Here is a 20,291-nt window from a genome sequence, read left to right on the forward strand (position 1 = left end):
GTGCCGGGAGGCGAGGCGGCAGGGGCCGGTGTGGCCGGGCTGCCGCCCGTGTCAGTGCCGTTCAGGCGCGGGGTCAGCGCAGCTCGATGGTGCCGCGGACGGTGAGGGTGATGGTGGTGTCGCCGCCTTCACCGGGCACGCTGGGTCGTTGTCTGTCGGATTCGATGGAGCGTGAGGCCAGCACGGCGTAGGCGCCGATCGAGTCACTGTCGGAGCGGTGGTTGCTGTCCAGGCGGAACTGCTTGATTTCATAGCTCTTGTAGCCGAAGGCGGTTGCCGTGGCATGGGCACGCGCCCGGAAGGCATCTGCGGCCTGCTGGATCAGGTTGTTTTCTTCGGCGTGGCGGCGCGCGGTGCTGAGCTGGTAGGTCACGCCATCCAGCTGCAGTGTGCTGGCCAGCTGCCCGGCCAGGTGGGCGACGGCTGCGGTGTCGGTGCCCTCCAGCACCAGACTGCCCCTGACTTCCCAGCCGTCAGGCTCGCCGTTCTTGTTCCATTCCTGGTGGGTGTTGATGCCGTTGGCGTAGGCCTTGACGGTCGGTGCTGTCCGCGCCTTTTCCAGGGCCTGGTTGATGGCCTCGATGACCTGGGCGTTGAGTGTCTCGATGGTGTGGCCCCGGCTTTCCTTGACGAGCTGCACGCGCATCTGGTCGTTGGGGAACTGCTGGCTGACGCTGGCTTCCAGGTCGACACTGGGGCCGGCCGCCCAGGCGCTGGCGCTGCCGGCCGTGAGCAGGCCGGCCAGCAGGCGGGTGGTGTTTCGCAGGCCTGAGCCCTGGCGGGGCTGGTTGGCAGGACGGGATGCGGCGTTCGCCATGTTCAGGGGGAAGGCGTTGTACAGGGCCATGATGGCTTTCCTTCGGTATGGAAGGGATATGCAGGGGCCGGGCAGGGGATGCCTGCGCCGGGCGATGAGGCCGTCCGGGATGTGGAGGCCTCAATCGGGAAGAACGCGGCAGGGCGATTCGGGTTGACGGGCTGGGGAGCGGGGCCCGGGATGGGGGGGCTGAGGGGGAGTGGGGGCCGTGGGTGCTGAGGGTACCGAGGGTACTGAGGGTACTGAGGGTACTGAGGGTACTGAGGGTACTGAGGGTACTGAGGGGGCGTGGGGCCCGGGAGGGCTCAGCTGCTGGTGTCAGGGCGGCGCGGCAGGCGCAGTTCGGCGATGAGGCCGCCGTCTATGGCGTTGTCGAGATAGATGTCGCCCTGGTGCCAGCGGGCGATGTTGCGCGAGATGGCCATGCCGATGCCGGAGCCGCCGCTGTCGCGGTTGCGTGAGGGCTCCAGTCGCACGAAGGGCTCGAAGACACGCTCGCGGTCCGCCTCGGGGATGCCGGGGCCGTGGTCGCGGATGAAGATGCGCAGCTGGCGCGGGCTGTCGATGATGCTGATCTCGACCTGCTTGCCGTAGCGGATGCCGTTGGAGACCAGGTTGTTGATGGCGCGCTTCAGCATGGAGGGCTCGGTGGGGTAGGCGCTGTGGGCGCGGCCGGTGAGCAGGACCTGGTGGCCGGTGTCGGTCCAGTCGGTAGTGATGCCATCGAGCAGGGCATTGATGTCGACGGGGTAGCGCTTGCGCGATTTGCCCAGGTCGGCAAAGAGGTCCAGCGATGAGCCCACCAGGTCTTCCATTTCCTTCAGGTCATGGATGAATTTGGCGCGCTGTGCCTCGGGAAGCAGTTCGGCGCGCAGCCGCATGCGGGTGATGGGGGTGCGCAGGTCGTGCGAGATGGCGGCCAGCAGGCTGGAGCGCTCGATGATGTAGCGGCGGATGCGTTCCTGGGTCTCGTTGAAGCGGGCAATGAGGCGGCGCAGTTCGATGGGGCCTTCGTCGGGGATGACGACAGGCTTGTCGCTGGCGCCGACGGGGTTCTTGCCGATGTTCTGGACGGCGCGGTCGAGCTGGCGCAGCGACCGGGTGATGACGCGGCCGATGAGCAGCGACATCAGCAGGATGATGGCGGCCCACATCAGCAGGCGGGGCACGAGGGCTTCCAGCTGGCTGAGGGGCTCTTGCGGCATGCGCACGAAGAAGGCGGCCGAGGTGCCGTCTTCCAGCTCGACCTGGGCGACGACCGAGAAGGTGGCCGGCAGCATGAAGTAGAAGCGCCGGGCCAGCCAGGTCTCGAAGGCGGTGGCGTTGGGGGGCTCCACTTCGTCAGGGCTTTCGGCCCGGGCAGCGCGGGTGATCTCCACCGTGGTGAGCAGCGGTGGGTGCATGGCATCGCGGATGGAGGCGGCGAAGTTCTTCTCGTACTGGTTCAGCTCGGCAAAGCCGCTCTCGATCTCGATGGGCTGGTTGACGAGCTGGACGCGGAAGTCGCTCTTGGCGCCCAGTTCGGCCACCACGGCCTGACGGGCGTTCTGTGGCAGCCGGTTGATGAGGCTGGCGGTGCGGGCGATGCGGTTGACCATCTGTTCGGCGTTGAGCCGGTAGATGGAGCTGCCCCGGTCGAAGAAGTTGACGAGCAGGCTGGCGCCCTGCGACAGCAGCAGCGAGGCGGCCAGCACCAGCACCATGCGGCCGTAGAGGGAGCCGGGCAGCAGCCTCATGGATGGGCTCCGGGCATGAGGCGGAACCCGGGCGCAGGGCCTGGTGTGGCCCGCACGCCCGGGAGGACGGCGTCAGCCCACGCGCTCGACATGGGCGGCCAGGATGTAGCCTTCGTTGCGGATGGTCTTGATGATGCGCGGCTCGCGGGCGTCATCGTTGAGGCGGTTGCGCAGCCGGCTGATCTGCACGTCGATGCTGCGGTCGAAGGGAGTGGCTTCGCGGCCCAGGGTGAGGTCCATGAGCTGGTTGCGGTCCAGCACGCGGTTGGGGTGCTGGATGAGCACCGACAGCAGCCGGTATTCGGCGCCCGAGAGCGGCACGATGACGTTGTCGGGCGAGATGAGGTGGCGTGCGCCGGAATCGAGCGTCCAGCCGGCAAAGCGTACCTGCTGGGCGTCGCCCAGGCTGGGAGGCAGGGTGCGTGTGCGGCGCAGCACGCCCTTGATGCGGGCCAGCAGCTCTCGCGGGCTGAAGGGCTTGCCGAGGTAGTCGTCGGCGCCCATCTCGATGCCGATGATGCGGTCGACTTCGTCGGCCCGGGCGGTGAGCATGATGACCGGGACGTTGGAGCGCGAACGCAGTTCCCGGCAGACGGTCAGGCCGTCCTCGCCGGGCATCATCAGGTCCAGGATGATGATGTCGGGCCGGGCCTCGTCGAAGACCTGGCGCATTTCGGTGGCGTCGCGGGCCACGGTGACACGGATGCCGTTCTGGCTGAGGTATTCGGCCAGCAGCGTGCGGATCTCTGCGTCGTCGTCCACGACGAGGACGTGATCGGGCGCTTCTTGATTGGGCTGTTGGTTTTCCATGAACTCCACCGGGTCGAAGGAAACTTCCTGAGGAAGGCCTGGACAGGTGCTGCATCCTGCCTGTGAGCCGGGCGGCCAGCGATGCCGGGCCTTGCCGGGTGCAGCGTCTCTGAAGTATATGGGGCTCCTCCCTTCAATATTAAACCCCTGGTCGGCGCGATTGTCGGCCGCATGACGCGATGTTCATGTTTCTCTTGAACAGGCGGGCGGGGCTTTCTTGGGGACAGCGGCATGATCCGTTACCATCGCAAACTTCACCCGACCAGTGGCTGTGTGACAAAAGCCACATTCGGCGGATACACGGGTCGGTGCCGCAAGGGGTTTCATCGGCCGGGGCTGGGCATGGCGTCTTCCGGGGGCCATGCTCCGGTCCGTGCGTTGGTCCGCCCGTCGTACCGGTATCGCGGTTGCTGTGCCGGCATTGTTGAATCGATTCAGATGGGACGGACCTGTTCCATCGGATGTCCTCATGAGCTATCTGACGCGGTTTACTGTCACGGGCAGCGTGTGCCCGTCTTCCCCCATCTTTGGCCAGCGTGCCGCGCACGAGGTGCGGCGTCTGGCTGGCGGCTATGACCAGGTGGTCCTGGCCGGCATCGGCAGTGGCGTGGTCGCCTCGCGCGTGCATCAGCTTCTGCCCGAGACGCTCTTCTTCGAGATCGAGGACGAGTTTGCCCACCGCTTCCAGCAGCAGCACCCCACGGCGCGGGTGTTTGCCGACGGCATCGAGAAGCTGTACGACCACTTCCCGGCGCTGCGCGACAAGCGGATCCTGCTGGCCTCGTTCATCCCCACGGCGGGCCTCTTCTACTCCGACGACATTGCCGATTTCTTCACCTATCTGTGTCGAAACGGGGGCTATGTGATGCAGATGCGCTATCTGCCGCATCGCATGAGCGCCCGTTTCTTCGACGGGATGCGTGACCGGGGTGTCGAGAACGAGCGCCTGTTCACGGTGGCGCGCAATCTGCCGCCGGTGTCGATGTTCGGCATGCACTCCGCGGCGAACATGAGCACGCACGCTTCGGGCGGCACGTCGTCCACGGCCGGAAAGCGCGCCACTGTTCAGCACGCGGACGAAGAGGCGCTGGCGGCGCGCGTCGCTCTGCGCTCGCTGTAAGCTCAGGCCGCTTCCAGCGGCAATCCATTCTTCAGTAGCTGGATGCGCAGGGTCGGCTGACCCGGTGCAGCACCTTGTCGCGTGCTGCGGGCGGCCGGCAGGGTGCGCGTGCTGGTCCGGATCCGGCTGCTGATCACCCCCTGCCTTTGCAGCAGTTCCCGGGTGGCCGCCAGGCGCGCCTGGGCCAGCAGCGCGTCCTCGGCGCTGCTCAGGACTTCGACACGAACCTCATCGGCCTGGGTCAGGCTCTTGCCCAGCCGTGTCATGACCGGGTGCCGGGCATCCAGTTGAGCGCTGTTGTCGGCAAAAGGCAGTGAAGTCCAGCGCGAAGTCGACACGATGGTGTTGTGTGGCCCGGGGGCCGTGGCGGACGTGGCGCCTGCCGGCTTGCCGGGGCGGACGCTCGTGCCGGGGGGGATGGCGGCAGCCCCGTCAGGGCGCTCTGCCTTGAGGGAGCCACGGGCTCTGGGGCCCGGTTCGTTCGCGGTTGCGTGGTGGCTCGCTGTTTCGCGGTGGCTCGCTGTTTCGCCATGGCGCAGAAGGCGTGTGCCAGGGCGGTCCGTGGCCGAGCCTGGGTGCTCGACCGCTCCTGACTGAGCTGGTGCAACCGTCTGCACCATCGAGGCGCGCAGGCCGGCAGCCTGATTCAGGTTCGGGTCGGCCTGTACCCCGGCGCTGCGCTCCAGCGCCTGTCGCAGCGGTGCCTTCAGCAGCACGCGATTGCGGGCCTGCACATGAGCAGCCCAAGCTGACGTGTTGCCCAGCTGTCGTGGCGGCGGGGTGAGCGCCTTGGGGTTGGGCGCAATGAAGCTGGCATTTTCGCCCTGGCGCAACAGGATGCCGGCGTGGGTTCCTTCCACGGCCAGCACGTTGCCCACGGCTTCGCAGCTCAGCAGGGCGCCCGCGTTGTCGAAGCAGCTCAGGTCACTGGGCACGGGGCGTTCGAATTCCACATAGGTATGGTTGCCGTCATCGAAGGCGGCGGCCAGGCCGGTTTCGCCCACCTGGTAGCTCAGGTAATAGGGCTCACCATTGGCATCCTGGCGCGCGGCCTCCTGCACGGCCTCCGGGGTCAGCATCCGTTCCGGAATCCCGTTGGGCTGCGTGACGGCGCATCCGGCCAGCAGGGCGGCGGCCAGCAGGGCGGAGAGGGGGGGCAGGGCGCTGGGGGAAGTGTTTCGGGTCCTGTGAGCGGACCGCGACGAAGGGCGGGTGGCGTGCATGGGGGATGCGTCGCAGCGGGTGGAGAGGCGGGGCATGGGAAATCTCCTGTGGGGCATCGTCCTGCCGGTATGCCGTGGTATCTGACCGCTGCCGTGCCGTCATGAGGGACATGGGCCGTGGCGTACAGCGGGCTGGGCGGTCGGACAACGACGGGTGGCAGTGTGGGGGCGAGGCCGGTTGATCGGATGGCAGGAGATTAGGGGTTGCCGTGCGTGCTGGCGTGGGAGTTTTCTGGCAGCCTTACCGACGGCCTAGGCCGATTGGCGCACAATAGACCGTCGGCGCCGAGGTGTGCGAAAGGCGGGCGGTCCCGAGGAGGCCTGCGCGCCCGGAGCGGTGAAAGGCGAATGCGCGCGGACATGACGCCGTCCGTGTGCCGGCAAGACGCTGGGAAAGAAAAAGGACGCGGAAGAGGAAAGATGACGGCAACTACCGTGGTGATGCTGCTGCTGATGGGATGCGGTGGCGGTTTTCTGGCTGGCCTGCTGGGCGTGGGCGGCGGCATGGTGCTGGTGCCCTTCCTGGTGATGATCTTTGACCATGCGGGGCATGACCCGGCCATGGTGGTGCAGACGGCGCTGGCCACGGCACTGGCCACGATCATGTTCACGTCGCTGTCCAGCATGCGGGCGCATCACCGCAAGGGGGCGGTGCAGTGGCATCTGGTCTGGCTGCTGGCGCCGGGCATCCTGGTGGGGGGGCAGCTGGGCTCGCGCATCGTGGCGTGGCTGCCCGGGCAGGTGCTGGCGGTGGCCTTTGCGCTCTTCGTGGGGTGGATGGGCAGCCGGATGCTGCGCGGCGCGCGGCGCGTCGAGCCGGATGTGCCGGCACGGCTTCCGGGGCGCCTGGGGCTGGCAGTCGTGGGCACCGGCATCGGGGTCCTGTCGGCGATCTTCGGTGCCGGAGGCGGCTTCGTGACAGTGCCTTTCCTGAACAGCCGTGGCGTGCCGCTGCCCAAGGCCATTGCGACCAGTGCGGCCTGCGGCTTTCCGATCGCGTTCTCGGGTACGCTGGGCTATATGGTGATGGGCTGGTGGCAGGGGCTGCCGGGTGGGGCGCTGGCGTATCTGGACGTGCGGGCGCTGTTCACCATCGTGCCGATGAGCATGCTGTTTGCGCCGGTGGGGGCCTACATGGCGCATCGGCTGCCGGTGCCGACCCTGAAGCGGGCCTTTGCCTGCCTGCTGTTCGGGCTGGCAGGCTACATGCTGGTGAGGGCCACCCGGGGGGCCTGAAGGGGCCTCGGAGGGCGGTTTCAGATGGGATGGCAGCCTCTGAAAAGCGGCTTCTGAAACGGGGCCGAAAAAGGGGGCTGAAAAAAGGGGGCCGAAAAAAAAGGGGGGCCAAAGCCCCCCTTTGATGGCGGAACCTGTGAGATCAGGTCGGCAGGAAGCCGTCGATGGACAGGTAACGCTCACCCGTGTCGTAGGCAAAGCCCAGCACGCGGGCGCCCTTGGGCAGCTCGGGCAGCTTGCTGGCAATGGCGGCCAGGGTGGCGCCCGACGAGATGCCGACCAGCAGACCTTCCTGGGACGCAGCGTCACGTGCAAAGCGTTTGGCATCCTCGCCGTCGACGGTCACCACGCCATCCAGCAGGCTGGTGTCGAGGTTCTTGGGGATGAAGCCGGCGCCCAGGCCCTGGATGGGGTGCGGACCGGGCTTGCCACCGGAGATGACGGAAGATGCCGCCGGTTCCACGGCAAATACCTTCAGGTTGGGCCAGGCCTTCTTCAGGACGCGGGCCACGCCGCTCAGGTGGCCGCCGGTGCCCACGCCGCTGATCAGCACGTCCAGCCCCTCGGGGAAGTCGGCCAGAATCTCCTTGGCCGTGGTCTCGGAGTGGATGGCGGGGTTGGCCGGGTTCTCGAACTGCTGCGGCATCCAGGCGTCGGGCGTTTCGGTGAGCAGCTCGCGGGCGCGTTCGATGGCGCCGGGCATGCCGCGCTCACGCGGGGTCAGCTCGAAGCGTGCGCCATAGGCGAGCATCAGCCGCCGGCGCTCCAGCGACATGGACTCGGGCATGACCAGGATGAGCTTGTAGCCCTTGACGGCTGCCACCATGGCCAGACCGACGCCCGTGTTGCCGGAGGTGGGCTCGACGATGGTGCCACCCGGCTTGAGCTTGCCGCTTTTTTCGGCATCTTCGATCATCGCCAGGGCGATACGGTCCTTCACCGAGCCCCCCGGGTTGGCCTGTTCGGCCTTGATCCAGACCTCCTGGCCGGGACCGAACAGCCGGTTGATGCGCACATGCGGGGTGTTGCCGATGGTGGCAAGAATGTTGTTGGCTTTCATGGGTGAGAACTCCTTGCGAGGGGACGTATGTACCGGCCGCGGCGGGATCCTGTCTGGCGCGTGGCAGGCCTTCTCGAGACAATGGCGGCCATTTTGGCGCATCATCTCTGCCTGAGCGACAGATGGATATGCAGAAAACGCATGAACATAACATCCCCGACGCATGAAGGACATGGTGAGGGTCTCTCCCTGACAGGGGAAGCGACAGGTGCGTCGGACCTGGACGCGGCCCGGGAGCAGCGCTGGAACGAGCGCCAGCTGGCAGAACCGGTGCTGCAGCCGCGGATGAAGGTCTGGACCTACCGCGAAGGGGCCATCGTGCTGGGGCGCTCGCAGCATGCGTTGGCTGACAGGCCGGCAGCTGCCGGCGTGGGCGGCGCGCCGGCGGGCGATGCTGCGGGTATGTCCCCGGATGGATTGGCGGATTCTGGCGCCGTGCGCCTGCCGCTGGTCAAGCGCGGTGCCGGTGGTGGTGCGGTGCTGGTGGGCCCATGGTTGCTGAGTGCCTCGCTGCTGCTGCCGCTGGACGATCCGCGCATGGCGATGACCTCCGTGGCCGACAGCTATCGCTGGCTGGGCGAGGCCATGATGGAGACGTTGGCCGAGCTGGGCGTGACGGCGCGTGCCGTGCCGCCGGCCGAGCGCATTCCGGCGCCGGAACGGTTGGCGTGGGCATGCTTTGCCGGTGTGGCGCCCTGGGAGGTGGTGGTGGATGACCCGGCCACGGGCGTGGCGCGCAAGCTGGTGGGCTTTGCCCAGCGGCGCAGCCGCCATGGCGTGCTGCTGGCGTTGGGCGTGCTGGTGCAGCCGGCCCCCTGGCGCCTGCTGGCGCAGACACTGGGTCACCCGGTGGCGCTGGCCGACGAGCTGGCGGCCACCACGGTGGATCTGGCCTCGGTCAGCCCGCGGCCGGTGTCCAATGACGACTTCCTGGCGGTGCTGTGGCCCCGCCTGCAGCCGATGTCCCTGATGACCGACTGATCGGGTGGGCGATGTCATGCAGCTGCGCGAGACGCCGTGACCGCATGCGGTCTGGCGTTGTCGAAAGCCCCCGGGCGCTTCCTGTGTGCCGGAACAGCCTGTCGTGCGCAGTTTTTGGCAGGACTTCTGCCAGAACGTTCGATATCGATTCAGGTTGTATCCGTTGTCGCCAAGCTGCACTGATAAAATCATGACTTTGACTTTCTGGCGTTCCAGCCCTTTCCCGGGGACGTTCCCCGGGCCTGCGGAGCTTCCTTTCATGAAACTTCCCCGTCGATGCAAGACCGCGCCGCTGGCTGCGGCCGTGATGCTGGTGCTGGCTGCGCCGCTGGCGGCCCAGCCCACCCTGGACCAGCCCGAAAAGGTCCAGCCTGCTGCCGCTGCGGCCGACAAGGCCGCCGGACAGGCTGAAGCTGCTTCGGGTCAGAAGGCTTCGGCCGAGCAGGGCGCTGCAGCCGAACAGAAGGCAGCTGCCGGGCAAGGCGCTGCGGCCGGGCAGAAAGCGCCGGCTGGACAGGATGCACCGGCCGATCAGAAAGCCCCCGCCGCTCAGGGCACGCCGGCTTCGCAGCAGGACAGCACTGCCAAGGCAGAGCCTGCGGCCAGGGCCGAGGCAGAACTGAAAGTGGGCTTCGTGCTGCCCACCACGCCGGATGGCAGCGGCTGGTCGCGCTCGCACCAGCAGGGCATTGATGCCCTGCGTCAGCAGCTGGGTGACCGGGTGGCCGTGACGGTGCTGGACAACGTGAAGGACGTTGATGCCGAGAAGGCCTTCCGCAAGTTGGTGGAAGACGGCAATCGGCTCATCTTCGGCACTGGCGCCACCTACGAGGCGCTGATGAAGCGTCTGGCGCTGGAATACCCGGATGTGCGCTGGGAAGTGGCCGGGCTGGGCACGTCCGCAGGCAACATCCGTTCCTATGGGGTGCGCGCCTATGAGGGGGTGTACCTGGCCGGGGTGGCCGCTGGCAAGATGACGAAGACCGACACCGTGGGCTTCGTGGCGCCTGTGCCCATTCCCGAGGTGGTCCGCAACATCGACGCCTTTGCGCTGGGTGCGCAGTCGGTCAACCCCACGGCGCGCGTGAAGGTGGCCTGGGTGAACGGCTGGGCAGACCCGGTGCGCGAGACCGAGGCCACCCAGACGCTGATCAGCGGTGGTGCCGACGTGATCATCTACAACACCGCCACGACTGACCCGCTGAAGCAGGCAGAGCGGGTGGGCAAGTACGCCTTTGGCTGGGGCGCCGACATGAGCCAGGCCGCGCCCAAGGCGCACCTGGGGTCGGTGGCCTTCGACTGGGCCGGCTACTATGTGCAGACGGTGCAGCAGGTGCTGGACAAGCGCTGGAAGCCCGCGCCCACCTGGCAGGGGCTGCGTGACGGCCGTGTGGACCTGGTGGCCCTGTCCGACAAGCTGACGCCCGAGGCTCGGGCCGCCGTCGAGGAAAAGCGCAAGGCGCTGCGCGAAGGTAAGCTGCAGATCTGGAAAGGGCCGCTGGTGACGGTGGATGACCGCGAGCTGCTGCCGGCCGGCAAGGTGGGCGATGACCGCTTCCTGGAAGGCCTGATGACCTACGTGAAAGGGGTTGAGGGCCAGGTGCCTGCCGGTCGCTGATTCTGCCTAATGTTCATGAATCCGGAATCTCACAAGATGTCGCAAACGAATCGTCGTCGCCTGCTGCTAGCTGCTGGCAGCGGGCTGTTGCTGTCGCAGGCCGGCCTGCCGCTGTCCGCTCGGGCTGCCGAAGGTAACGACCGGAAAGCCGCGGGGGCTGCTCGTGGCACCCACGCAGCCGCCAGTCCGACCGCGGGCAAGTCCGCCACGGCGGGCGCAGGCCATGCGGCCAGCCGTGCCGCGTCCAAGCCGCTGCGGGTGGGCTTTCTGTATGACGGCCCGATCGATCCGTATTCGGCCAGTCACCTGCATGCGCTCAGCGCCCAATACCTGAAGCGGAAGCTGGGCAACCGCATTGAGCTGGTGCCGGCCGAGCGTGTGACCGAAGGCAAGGACGCCGACCGGGTACTGCGCAAGATGTGTGCCGACGGCTGCCAGCTGGTGTTCGGTACCGCTTATGGCTTCATGGACGCCATCGTGCGCGTGGCGCGCGACTACCCCTCGGTGCGCTTCGAGAGCAATGCCGGCTTCAAGACGGCTGACAACGTGGGTACCTACAACGCCCGCTACTACCAGGCACGCTATCTGGCCGGCATGCTGGCAGCCCACGCCAGCAAGGCCGGTGTGCTGGCCTACATTGCGCCCGTGCCGGTTCCCGAGGTTCTGCAGGGCATCAACGCCTACACGCTGGGCGCGCGTTCGGTGAACCCCAAGATCACGGTGCGGGTGTACTGGACCAACAACTGGCGTGATCCGGGGCTGGAGCGCGAGGCCACCTACAGCCTGCTGTCGCAGGGGGCGGATGTGTTCACCCAGCACACCGACACCGTGGCGGTGGCCGAGGTGGCGCGTGACCGCAAGCTGAAGCTGATCGGCTTCCAGGGCGACTACAGCAAGATCGTGCCGCGCAACCTGCTGCTGGGTACCGTGCTGCCCAACTGGAATGCCTACTACCTGGAGCGCACCCGCAAGCTGCTGGAAGGCAAGTGGGAACCGGACCACACTTGGGGCGGTCTGGCCGACGGCATGGTGCAGCTGGAACTGGGGCCCGCGCCCGTATCGCAGGCGGTGCGCCGGCAGATCAACGCCGTGCGCCTGCAGCTCATGCGCGGACACCGGCACGTCTTCGAGGGCGAACTGCGCGCCAATGACGGCAAGGTTCGCCAGCTGGGCGGCGTGATGTCCGATACCGTCATGCAGAAGATGGACTGGCTGGCAGAAGGGGTCATCGGCCGGGTGAGCTGATCGCTCGCACCGGAGGGCTTCTTCGGGCGCTGGTTGTTGTCTGCGGTTGCCCACCATCGCCGGGCGTGGGGCGCGGGGCGTGGGGCGTGACAACCGGAAGCCCACAGGCCGCGGCTCATGGCCATAAAAAAGCCGCCGATACGGATGAAAGCGTATCGGCGGCTTTTTTGTCCGGGGAGGGGAATGCCCGTCCCCGAACTGCCTCAATCAGCCCTTGCTGCGGCTGGCAGGCTTGGCCTTGGTCGTGGCCGTGGTGCGGCTGCTGGCCGCTTTGGGAGCGGCTGCCTTGGGGGCCGCCTTGGCGGTTGTTCCTGCCGCGGCCGTCTTGGCAGTGCTGGTCCGCGTGCGTGACGTGGTGGCAGCCTTGGGTGCCGCGGCCTTGGGTGCCGCGGCCTTGGGTGCTGCAGCCTTGGGCTCTGCTGCCTTGGTTTCAAATGTCTTGGGAGCGGCCGCCTTCGGAGCAGCCGCCTTGGGGGCTGCGCTGGTCTTGGCGACAGCGGCCTTGGGCTCCGGGGCTTCAGCCTTGGCCGGTTTGGCTGCGACAGGGGCGGCTTCAGGCTTTTTTGCGGCAGGCGCTGCGGCCTTGGCTTCAGGCAGTGCCTTGGCAGCCGGCGTGTCGACATGCTTGAACACCAGCAGGCCCAGCGGCGGCAGGGTCAGCTCCAGCGAGTAGGGGCGACCATGGGTGCCTTCGTCGAGGGCATCCACGAAGCCCTGGTTGCCCACGTCGGTGCCGCCATAGATGGAGGCATCGCTGTTGAAGATTTCCTGCCAGCGGCCACCCTGCGGGGCGCCCAGACGGTAGTTGTGGTGCGGCACGGGTGTGCCGTTGAAGACGACCAGCAGCGTGTCCTTGGGATCGTTGCCATGGCGCAGATAGGCCAGCACGCTATGGGCACTGTCGTCGGCGCTGATCCACTCGAAGCCGCTGCCGTCGAAGTCGCGCTGGTGCAGGGCCGGCTGGGTGCGCATCAGGTGGTTGAGCGCGCCGATGAGGTGCTTGACGCCCACGTGGAAGTAGGTGTCGGCGGCATTCCAGTCGACGCTGCCTTCATGCGCCCATTCGGTCCATTGGCCGAATTCGCCGCCCATGAACAGCAGTTTCTTGCCCGGGTGGGTCCACATCAGGCCGTAGAGCAGGCGCAGGTTGGCAAACTTCTGCCAGTCGTCGCCCGGCATCTTGGACAGCAGGCTGCCCTTGCCGTAGACCACTTCGTCGTGCGAGAGCGGCAGCACGAAGTTCTCGTTGAAGGCGTAGTACAGGCTAAAGCTGAGGGCGTTCTGGTGGTAGCTGCGGTAGACCGGGTCCTTCTCGAACCACGACAGCGTGTCGTGCATCCAGCCCATGTTCCACTTCATGCCGAAGCCCAGACCGTTCATGGTCTCGGGGTTGTCGTTGCTGTGGCCGCCCCAAGCCACCGGACGCGAGACGCCCGGCCAGGCCGTGGATTCCTCGGCGATGGTCTGCACGTCGGGGAAGTCGCGGTAGACGCTCTGGTTGAGCTGGCGCAGGAAGTGGATGGCTTCCAGGTTCTCGCGGCCGCCGAAGCGGTTGGGGATCCACTGGCCGTCCTGGCGGGAGTAGTCCAGGTACAGCATGGAGGCCACGGCGTCCACCCGGATGCCGTCGATGTGGTACTGGTCCAGCCAGAAGGCGGCGCTGGAGAGCAGGAAGCTGCGCACCTCGTGGCGGCCGTAGTTGAAGATCCAGCTGTTCCACTCGGGGTGGAAGCCCTGGCGGCGATCAGCGTGTTCGTACAGTTCGGTGCCGTCAAAGCGGTGCAGACCGTGGGCGTCACCAGGGAAGTGCGAGGGTACCCAGTCCAGGATGACGCCGATGCCGCGCCCGTGCATGTAGTCGACGAACGCCTTGAAGTCGGTCGGACTGCCGTAGCGCGAGGTGGGAGCAAAGTAACCCACCGTCTGATAACCCCACGAACCATAGAACGGGTGTTCGGTGATGGGCATCAGCTCGACGTGGGTGAAGCCCAGCGACTGCACGTGGTCAGCCAGCTTGGGCGCGATGTCGCGGTAGTTGAGGAAGCCGTGCGGGTTGTCGTCCGGGCGCATCCAGGAGCCCAGGTGGCATTCGTAGATGCTGATGGGGGCGTTGAGCGCGTTGGCCTGGCCACGCGTCTTCATCCATTCGGCGTCGTCCCAGCGATAGGAGATGTCGGCAATGCGGGTGGCGGTGCAGGGCGGCTCTTCCCACGCAAAGCCGAAGGGGTCGCTCTTTTCCAGCCATTCACCGGTGGGGGCCGACAGGATGCGGTACTTGTAGCAATCGCCGACCGAGGCGTGGGGCACGAAGCCTTCCCAGATGCCGGAACTGTCGCCACGCACGGCCAGCGGGCTGGCGCCATGCTGCCAGCCGTTGAAGTCGCCGATGACCTGCACTTCGCGGGCATTGGGGGCCCAGACGGCAAACCAGCAGCCTTTCTCGGGCTTGCCGCCTTCCTGCGTGGCGTGGGTGCAGGGGTGGGCGCCCATCCAGCGATACAGCCGGTTGTTGGTGCCTTCACGGAAGTAGTAGATGTCGTCTTCCGTGCAGACAGGGGGAGCTTGGAGCGTCTGTGTCGTGCTGTTTTTGTCAGGCGAGTTGTTCACCGTAGTCATAGAGAGCCTCCAGCAGCCGTTGGCCGTGTTCATCGTCGGGTGACAGCGACTGGTTGAGCTCGTCCAGACGATGGGCGAAAGTCGCCAACGTCATGGCATTGCCGGCCCCCTGATGGAGTCTGGCGTGACAGTGTGCCACCCAGCGCTGTTTTTCTTCAGTACTGAGCATATCCGGAAATTGCCTTGCACGGTATCGGAAAGACATTTCCTCAAGTCGGGGATCCTCAAAAGACGGGATTTGAATATGTGAATGATCGGCATCCGGCGATGCGGCGGCCTGCGATGCGGTGGCATCCAGTCGTTCGCGCCAGTCATCCAGACGCCGACGGTCGTCGTTGCCGATGAAGCCGCCATAGAGGTCGCCGTCCACGTCCGGGGCGGGGCCCTGCGGGCGGGGGCGCTGGTAGACCTCATCCATGCGGCTGGCCAGCTGTGGGGTCAGGCGTCGGGCCGTCTCGGTGTGACGGGCGATGGTCTCCATGTCGATGTGCCAGCGTTCGATGACGGCGGGCGTGAGCACCTTCAGGTTGCCGATGACGATCGGGGACTTGTTGATGGCCAGGCTCCGGATGGGCAGGCGCGTCATGCCCTCGGGCAGGTCTTCGGTCTTCGAGAAGAGCCGCAGGCGAATCTGTTCCGCATCCAGGTCGGCCAGCTCGGCGGGGTCGTGAATCAGGTCCCAGACGATCAGCTCGTTGCGGTTGGTGGGATGCTGCGCCAGCGGCCAGACCACCGCCATGCCGCCCCGTTCGGCCCCGTACATGGCAGAGACGTGGATGAAAGGACGGTCGGAACCGATCTCGGTCAGCACGGCCTGCTTCTGGCGCAGTGCCAGGCAGAAGTTCCAGAGCCGGGGCTGGCGGTTGCGGATGAGGGCCGCCAGGGCGATGGTGGCGCGCACGTCCGAGAGCGCATCGTGCGCCTGCGCATGGGCCAGGCCGTTGGCGGCGCTCAGATGTTCCAGCTTGAAGGAGGGGCGGCCGTCGTCGTGGCGGGGCCATTCGATGCCCTCGGGGCGCAGGGCGGCCGTGGCGCGCACCACGTCCAGCAGATCCCAGCGGCTGCAGCCGTTGCGCCATTCCCGGTCATAGGGCGGGCGCAGCGTGCGCCACAGCAGGTGGCGCGTCACTTCGTCGTCGAAGCGGATGGAGTTGTAGCCCACGCCGATGGTGCCGCTGGCACCCAGCTCGGCCAGCACCGCATCGGCAAAGCGGTATTCAGGCAGCCCCCTGGCCAGGCACTCCTGCGGCAGGATGCCGGTCAGCAGGCAGGCCTCGGGGTCAGGCAGGTAGTCGGGGGCCGGCTTGCAGTACAGCATCACCGGCTCGCCGACCTCGTTCAGGTCGAGGTCGGTGCGGATGCCGGCAAACTGCGCCGGCCGGTCAAGGCGCGGGTCGCGCCCGAAGGTTTCGTAGTCGTGCCAGAAGAAGCTTGTTTCGCTCACGTCGGGTAGGTGCCGGGCACCAGGATGCTCTTGTTCACATCCTTGATGTTACGCAACCCGCAGAAGGCCATGGTGAGATCGGCTTCGTTGCGGATGACTTCCAGTGCCTTGGTGACGCCGGCCTCGCCCATGGCACCCAGGCCGTACAGGAAGGGACGGCCGATGAACACGCCCCGTGCGCCCATGGCCACGGAGCGGATCACGTCCTGACCGGAGCGCACGCCGCTGTCCAGATAGATCTCGATGTTGTCCTTGCCGACCGCATCGACGATGGCGGGCAGGGCCTCGATGGAGGGCAGGGCGCCGTCGAGCTGGCGGCCGCCGTGGTTGGAGACGATCAGCGCGTCGGCCCCCGACTTCACGGCCAGATGGGCGTCCTCGGGCTCCATGATGCCCTTGATGATGATCTTGCCGCCCCACTTGTCCTTGATCCAGGCCACGTCGTCCCACGACAGCGCCGGGTCGAACTGCTGGCTGGTCCAGGCCGACAGCGAGCTGGTGTCGCTCACGCCGCTGGCGTGGCCGACGATGTTGCCGAAGGTGCGCCGCTTCGTGTGCAGCATGTGCCAGCACCAGTAGGGCTTGGTAGCCAGGTTGATGAGGTTGGTGAGCGTGGGCTTGGGGGGCGAGGACAGGCCGTTCTTGATGTCCTTGTGGCGCTGGCCGAGGATCTGCAGGTCAAGCGTGATGACCAGCGCCGAGCACTTGGCGGCCTTGGCGCGGTTGATGAGGCGCTCGACAAAGCCCTTGTCCTTCATGACGTAGAGCTGGAACCAGAATGGGCGGCTGGTGTGCTCGGCCACGTCCTCGATGGAGCAGATGCTCATGGTGGAGAGCGTGAAGGGCACTCCGAACTTCTCGGCGGCGCGGGCTGCGAGGATCTCGCCGTCGGCGTGCTGCATGCCGGTGAGTCCCGTGGGGGCCAGTGCCACCGGCATCGTCACGTTCTCGCCGATCATCGTGTTTTCCAGCGAGCGGTTTTCCATGTTGACCGCCACGCGCTGGCGGAACTTGATCTTCTGGAAAGCGGTTTCGTTGGAGCGGTAGGTGGATTCTGTCCAGGAGCCGGAGTCCGCGTAGTCGTAGAACATGCGCGGCACGCGGCGCTTGGCAATGACTCGGAGATCTTCGATGCAGGTAATGACCGGGGCCATGGAGGAGTTCCTTCTGTTCAGATATTCCCGAGATACTACAACCCGTTACGGACCCCCCGCGCTCTGTACGGGCACGTTGTGGGCTAGGGTTTACCCGGGGTGAGCGGATGCTGCGATGCAGCGCCGGGTTGCGCCGCGATCTAGAATCCACCCTTCGGCGCTGGCCCGCCGGCCCCGGGTGATGGCGGGGCGGATTCCGGGCCGGGCCGCTTTGCAACCCTGATGATCCAAACCCAGGAAAGACGATGACGAACGATGGGCAGGGCGCCGCGGCGCCCCGGTTGAACGAAACCCTGAAGGCCGCGCTGGAGCAGCGTTTCGGAGAACGCTTCTCGGTGTCGCACGGGGTGCGCGAGCACCACGGCCGCGATGAATCCATCTACCCGCTGACCCTGCCCGAAGGGGTGGTGTTTGCCGAGAGCACCGAGGACGTGGTGGATCTGGTGAAGCTCTGTCGCGCACATCACTGTCCGATCGTGCCCTGGGGGGCGGGTTCGTCCATCGAGGGCCAGCTTCTGGCGATCCGGGGTGGCATCACGCTGGACATGTCGCGGATGAACCGCATCGTGTCGGTGGCTGCCGAAGACCTGCTGGTGACGGTGCAGGCCGGCGTGACCCGCAAGCAGCTCAACCAGGAGCTGCATGACACCGGGCTCTTCTTCCCCATCGATCCGGGGGCGGATGCCTCCATCGGCGGCATGGCCTCCACCCGCGCCTCGGGCACCAACGCCGTGCGTTACGGCACCATGCGCGAGAACGTGCTGGCGCTGACCGTGGTGACGGCCGAAGGGAAGGTGGTGCATACCGGCACGCACGCCCGCAAGTCGTCGGCCGGCTATGACCTTACCCGCCTTTTCGTGGGGGCCGAGGGCACGCTGGGCATCATCACCGAAGTCACGCTGCGCCTGCATCCGCTGCCCGAGGCAGTGTCGGCCGCGGTGGTCAACTTCCCGTCGGCCGAGCAGGCCGTCAACGTCGTCATCCAGGCCATCCAGCTGGGCGTGCCGCTGGCGCGCTGCGAATTCCTGGACCCGCCCGCCATCCGCGCCATCAACGCCTACAGCAAGATGGACCTGCGCGAAGGCTACACGCTGTTCTTCGAGTTCCATGGCAGCCCGGCCGGCGTGGCCGAGCAGGTGGAGCTGGTGCAGCAGCTGGCGGCCGACGAGGGCGGGACGGACTTTGCCTGGGCCGAGAAGCCCGAAGAGCGCACCCGGCTGTGGAACGCTCGGCATGACGCCTACTTTGCCGGCCTGCAGATGCGACCCGGCGCGCGGGCCATCTCCACCGATACCTGCGTGCCCATCTCGCGGCTGGCGGCCTCTGTCGAGGGCGCGCGCAAGCTGCTGGAAGCCAGCGGCTTCCCGTCGCTGATCGTCGGCCACGTGGGCGACGGCAACTTCCATTGCCTGATTCTGGTGGACGTGGACAACCCCGACGAAGTGGCACGCGCCGAGGCGCTCAACCGTGAGATTGTCTCGCTGGCCCTGTCGCTGGGCGGAACCTGCACGGGTGAACATGGCATCGGCCTGCACAAGATGGACTTCCTGGAGACCGAAGCCGGTGCTGAGGGCGTGGCGCTGATGGCGCGCATCAAGGCGGCGCTGGATCCGGAGGGGCTCTTCAATCCGGGCAAGATGCTGCGCTGATGCGGCCAGGGGGAGGGCAGGGCTCCGCAGGAGCGGGGCTTGTAGCCCTTCCTCAAGTACCGTATAAACACGGTTTCGGGTGGCGCGCTGAAAAGCTGACTGGTGGCGGCTGCCCGATACGCGCGATTTCCACTGCTCTGGGTGCTTCATGAGCCTGTCCCTGCAACTTACCGCCGAAGACGATGCTCTGTTGACGCTGGCTGCCGACAGGCTGCATATCAGCAAGTCCGAGTTTGTGCGTCGCAGCATTGCCGCCTATGCCGCTCGGGTCATTCCCGCCGAGAAGACGGAGGCCGAGATTGATGCCATGTACATAGGCCAGGGCGGAGGGCTGCGCGATCCCGACTCGGTGAAGGATCCGCTCAAGCGGGCCGTGCTGGAGAAGCTGCGTGAGAAATACGGCTACGCTGGTTGATACAGGGTTTCTCGTTGCCCTGTTCAACGACGGCGATGCCCACCATGCCAGCGCTGTACGGATGCTGGGTGAGTTGGCTGGGGTACGCCCGTGACCTCAGCCCCCAGGGCGTCCGCTTGCGGAGACTGTGGCTGAAGGATTGAGTGCCCCGCAGGAAGATGAAGCATCAGAGGGCGAGATGCTGCGTTGACGCGGCCAGGGTCTTGCGCAAGGCGACGGCGGCCCACAGCTACCATGAAGAATCGGCGGTGGCTGGCGACACACCGGGAATGCACGCCAGCCTGCGCCGTGTCGGAGCCATTGGCCTGAAGGAGTAGCCCCGTCATGATTTCTGCCGCCCTTTCGCTGTTCCTGCTGCGCGACCTGCCACTGTCGGCTTTCGACGTGCCGCGCCGGCAGACCGTAGGGGTGCTGGTCGTGCTGGGCGTCCTGGTGGGCATGAGTCTGGCAAGCCTCACACAGGACGACGGCATGCCGCTCATGACCATTCCGCAGGCGCTGCTGGTGGGGCTAGGGCTGAACGCGCTGCTGTACGGCCTGGTGCATGGCGTGCTGCGCTGGTGGCTGATGCGCGACGGGCGCTGGGATGGCCGGGGGCCGCTCTTCAACCTGCTGCTGGCTGCCGGGCTGGTGCCCAACGTGCTGTCGGCCCTGCTGGAGTCGCTGGAGCTGCCGGCCGGGATCGCCCAGCCGCTGGGCCTGGTGCTGGCCGTCTATGGCCTATGGGTCGTCACCCGCGCCATTGCCTGCGCCATTCCTGATGCACCGCCCCGCTACAGCCTGGCGGGTGTCGCGCTGGCGTCGGTCTCGTCCGTGCTGGTCCTGTTGGTGGTGGCCACCCTGGCCACGCCGTTGCTCGTGTCGCAGGAGGGGGCGACCCTGGGCGGTGCGCCTGCCGGGCAGCAGATCTTCAGTGACGGGCAGGGCAGCTCGGCGGCGCGATCGGGCCGGGAAGGCTCCGCGAACGAGGCGGCCAATGCCTCGCCCGTGCCCGCTTCATCGACGACCAGGGCGGCCGGCTGCGAGCCCGCCCAGAACTATCGGCAGCGCCCCACGGGAGAGATGCGGCACGAGCGCTTCGATCGGCATGGGGATCCGCGGCGGGAGGGGGAGAAATGCACCGGCCGTTCTTCGGGAAGCGCGTCCGGCGGCTGAGCTGTTGACACC

The 20,291-nt window shown here is 66.8% G+C and carries 16 protein-coding genes; 8 read left to right on the forward strand and 8 right to left on the reverse strand.

The genetic code is table 11. The features are described from left to right. Positions 1-73 precede the first annotated feature (73 nt). The 3 genes from EL249_RS04865 to EL249_RS04875 all read right to left on the reverse strand — a co-directional run bounded on the left by EL249_RS04865 (position 74) and on the right by EL249_RS04875 (position 3,363). The gene (locus EL249_RS04865) at positions 74-847 is read right to left on the reverse strand and encodes an SIMPL domain-containing protein (protein WP_005673990.1); all 774 of its coding nucleotides are present in this window, start codon (positions 845-847) and stop codon (positions 74-76) included. A gap of 275 nt (positions 848-1,122) precedes the next feature. Continuing rightward, a complete protein-coding gene (locus EL249_RS04870; protein ID WP_005673989.1) occupies positions 1,123-2,553 on the reverse strand; it encodes a sensor histidine kinase in 1,431 nt (476 codons plus the stop codon). 72 nt (positions 2,554-2,625) lie between these two features. Continuing rightward, positions 2,626-3,363 carry a response regulator gene (locus EL249_RS04875; RefSeq protein ID WP_040531561.1) on the reverse strand — a complete coding sequence of 246 codons (738 nt, stop codon included), beginning with the start codon at positions 3,361-3,363 and terminating at the stop codon, positions 2,626-2,628. Between the two features lie 469 nt (positions 3,364-3,832). Here EL249_RS04875 and EL249_RS04880 point away from each other — a divergent pair, with 469 nt between their 5' ends. After that, on the forward strand, positions 3,833-4,483 hold the full coding sequence (locus EL249_RS04880; protein WP_005673987.1) for a hypothetical protein: 651 nt from the start codon (positions 3,833-3,835) through the stop codon (positions 4,481-4,483). A gap of 2 nt (positions 4,484-4,485) precedes the next feature. On the opposite strand, the gene EL249_RS04885 is transcribed toward EL249_RS04880, so the two are convergent. Beyond that, positions 4,486-5,742, reverse strand: coding sequence for a TrbG/VirB9 family P-type conjugative transfer protein (locus EL249_RS04885; protein ID WP_126348091.1), 1,257 nt, complete (start codon positions 5,740-5,742; stop codon positions 4,486-4,488). A 384-nt stretch (positions 5,743-6,126) separates the two neighbouring features. Between EL249_RS04885 and EL249_RS04890 the strand changes: the two genes are divergently transcribed. Beyond that, the gene (locus tag EL249_RS04890) at positions 6,127-6,942 is read left to right on the forward strand and encodes a sulfite exporter TauE/SafE family protein (protein ID WP_005673985.1); all 816 of its coding nucleotides are present in this window, start codon (positions 6,127-6,129) and stop codon (positions 6,940-6,942) included. 142 nt (positions 6,943-7,084) lie between these two features. Here the strand turns inward: EL249_RS04890 and cysK are convergent, their stop codons facing one another. Beyond that, entirely contained in the window at positions 7,085-8,002 is a 918-nt protein-coding gene (cysK, locus tag EL249_RS04895) for a cysteine synthase A (RefSeq protein ID WP_005673984.1), read from the reverse strand. A 141-nt stretch (positions 8,003-8,143) separates the two neighbouring features. Here cysK and EL249_RS04900 point away from each other — a divergent pair, with 141 nt between their 5' ends. From EL249_RS04900 to EL249_RS04910, 3 genes are all read left to right on the forward strand, one after another. Then, positions 8,144-8,983: a lipoyl protein ligase domain-containing protein gene (locus EL249_RS04900; protein ID WP_005673983.1), complete on the forward strand. Its 840-nt coding sequence runs from the start codon at positions 8,144-8,146 to the stop codon at positions 8,981-8,983. Positions 8,984-9,242: 259 nt separating this feature from the next. Further along, on the forward strand, positions 9,243-10,601 hold the full coding sequence (locus EL249_RS04905; protein WP_126348092.1) for a BMP family ABC transporter substrate-binding protein: 1,359 nt from the start codon (positions 9,243-9,245) through the stop codon (positions 10,599-10,601). A gap of 36 nt (positions 10,602-10,637) precedes the next feature. Beyond that, entirely contained in the window at positions 10,638-11,846 is a 1,209-nt protein-coding gene (locus EL249_RS04910) for a BMP family ABC transporter substrate-binding protein (RefSeq protein ID WP_050781902.1), read from the forward strand. A gap of 207 nt (positions 11,847-12,053) precedes the next feature. Here EL249_RS04910 and glgB read toward each other — a convergent pair whose 3' ends face one another. Genes glgB through EL249_RS04925 form a run of 3 tightly spaced genes read right to left on the reverse strand, consistent with a single transcriptional unit; the run spans position 12,054 to position 17,060 of the window. Next, positions 12,054-14,462, reverse strand: a complete 2,409-nt coding sequence (gene glgB / locus EL249_RS04915; RefSeq protein ID WP_336407072.1) for a 1,4-alpha-glucan branching protein GlgB — start codon at positions 14,460-14,462, stop codon at positions 12,054-12,056. Then, positions 14,437-15,906 carry an exodeoxyribonuclease I gene (gene sbcB, locus EL249_RS04920; RefSeq protein ID WP_005673977.1) on the reverse strand — a complete coding sequence of 490 codons (1,470 nt, stop codon included), beginning with the start codon at positions 15,904-15,906 and terminating at the stop codon, positions 14,437-14,439. The genes glgB and sbcB overlap by 26 nt, the downstream gene beginning before the upstream one ends. Next, positions 15,903-17,060 carry an alpha-hydroxy acid oxidase gene (locus EL249_RS04925; protein WP_005673976.1) on the reverse strand — a complete coding sequence of 386 codons (1,158 nt, stop codon included), beginning with the start codon at positions 17,058-17,060 and terminating at the stop codon, positions 15,903-15,905. The genes sbcB and EL249_RS04925 overlap by 4 nt, the downstream gene beginning before the upstream one ends. A gap of 245 nt (positions 17,061-17,305) precedes the next feature. Between EL249_RS04925 and EL249_RS04930 the strand changes: the two genes are divergently transcribed. From EL249_RS04930 to EL249_RS04940, 3 genes are all read left to right on the forward strand, one after another. Next, entirely contained in the window at positions 17,306-18,709 is a 1,404-nt protein-coding gene (locus tag EL249_RS04930) for an FAD-binding oxidoreductase (RefSeq protein ID WP_005673975.1), read from the forward strand. A gap of 148 nt (positions 18,710-18,857) precedes the next feature. Continuing rightward, complete coding sequence (locus EL249_RS04935; RefSeq protein WP_005673974.1) at positions 18,858-19,124, forward strand: ribbon-helix-helix protein, CopG family; 267 nt, start codon at positions 18,858-18,860, stop codon at positions 19,122-19,124. A 324-nt stretch (positions 19,125-19,448) separates the two neighbouring features. Further along, complete coding sequence (locus tag EL249_RS04940; protein WP_005673972.1) at positions 19,449-20,279, forward strand: hypothetical protein; 831 nt, start codon at positions 19,449-19,451, stop codon at positions 20,277-20,279. Positions 20,280-20,291: the final 12 nt, after the last annotated feature.

The organism is Lautropia mirabilis (genome assembly GCF_900637555.1).
In the GTDB taxonomy this organism is placed as follows: domain Bacteria; phylum Pseudomonadota; class Gammaproteobacteria; order Burkholderiales; family Burkholderiaceae_E; genus Lautropia; species Lautropia mirabilis.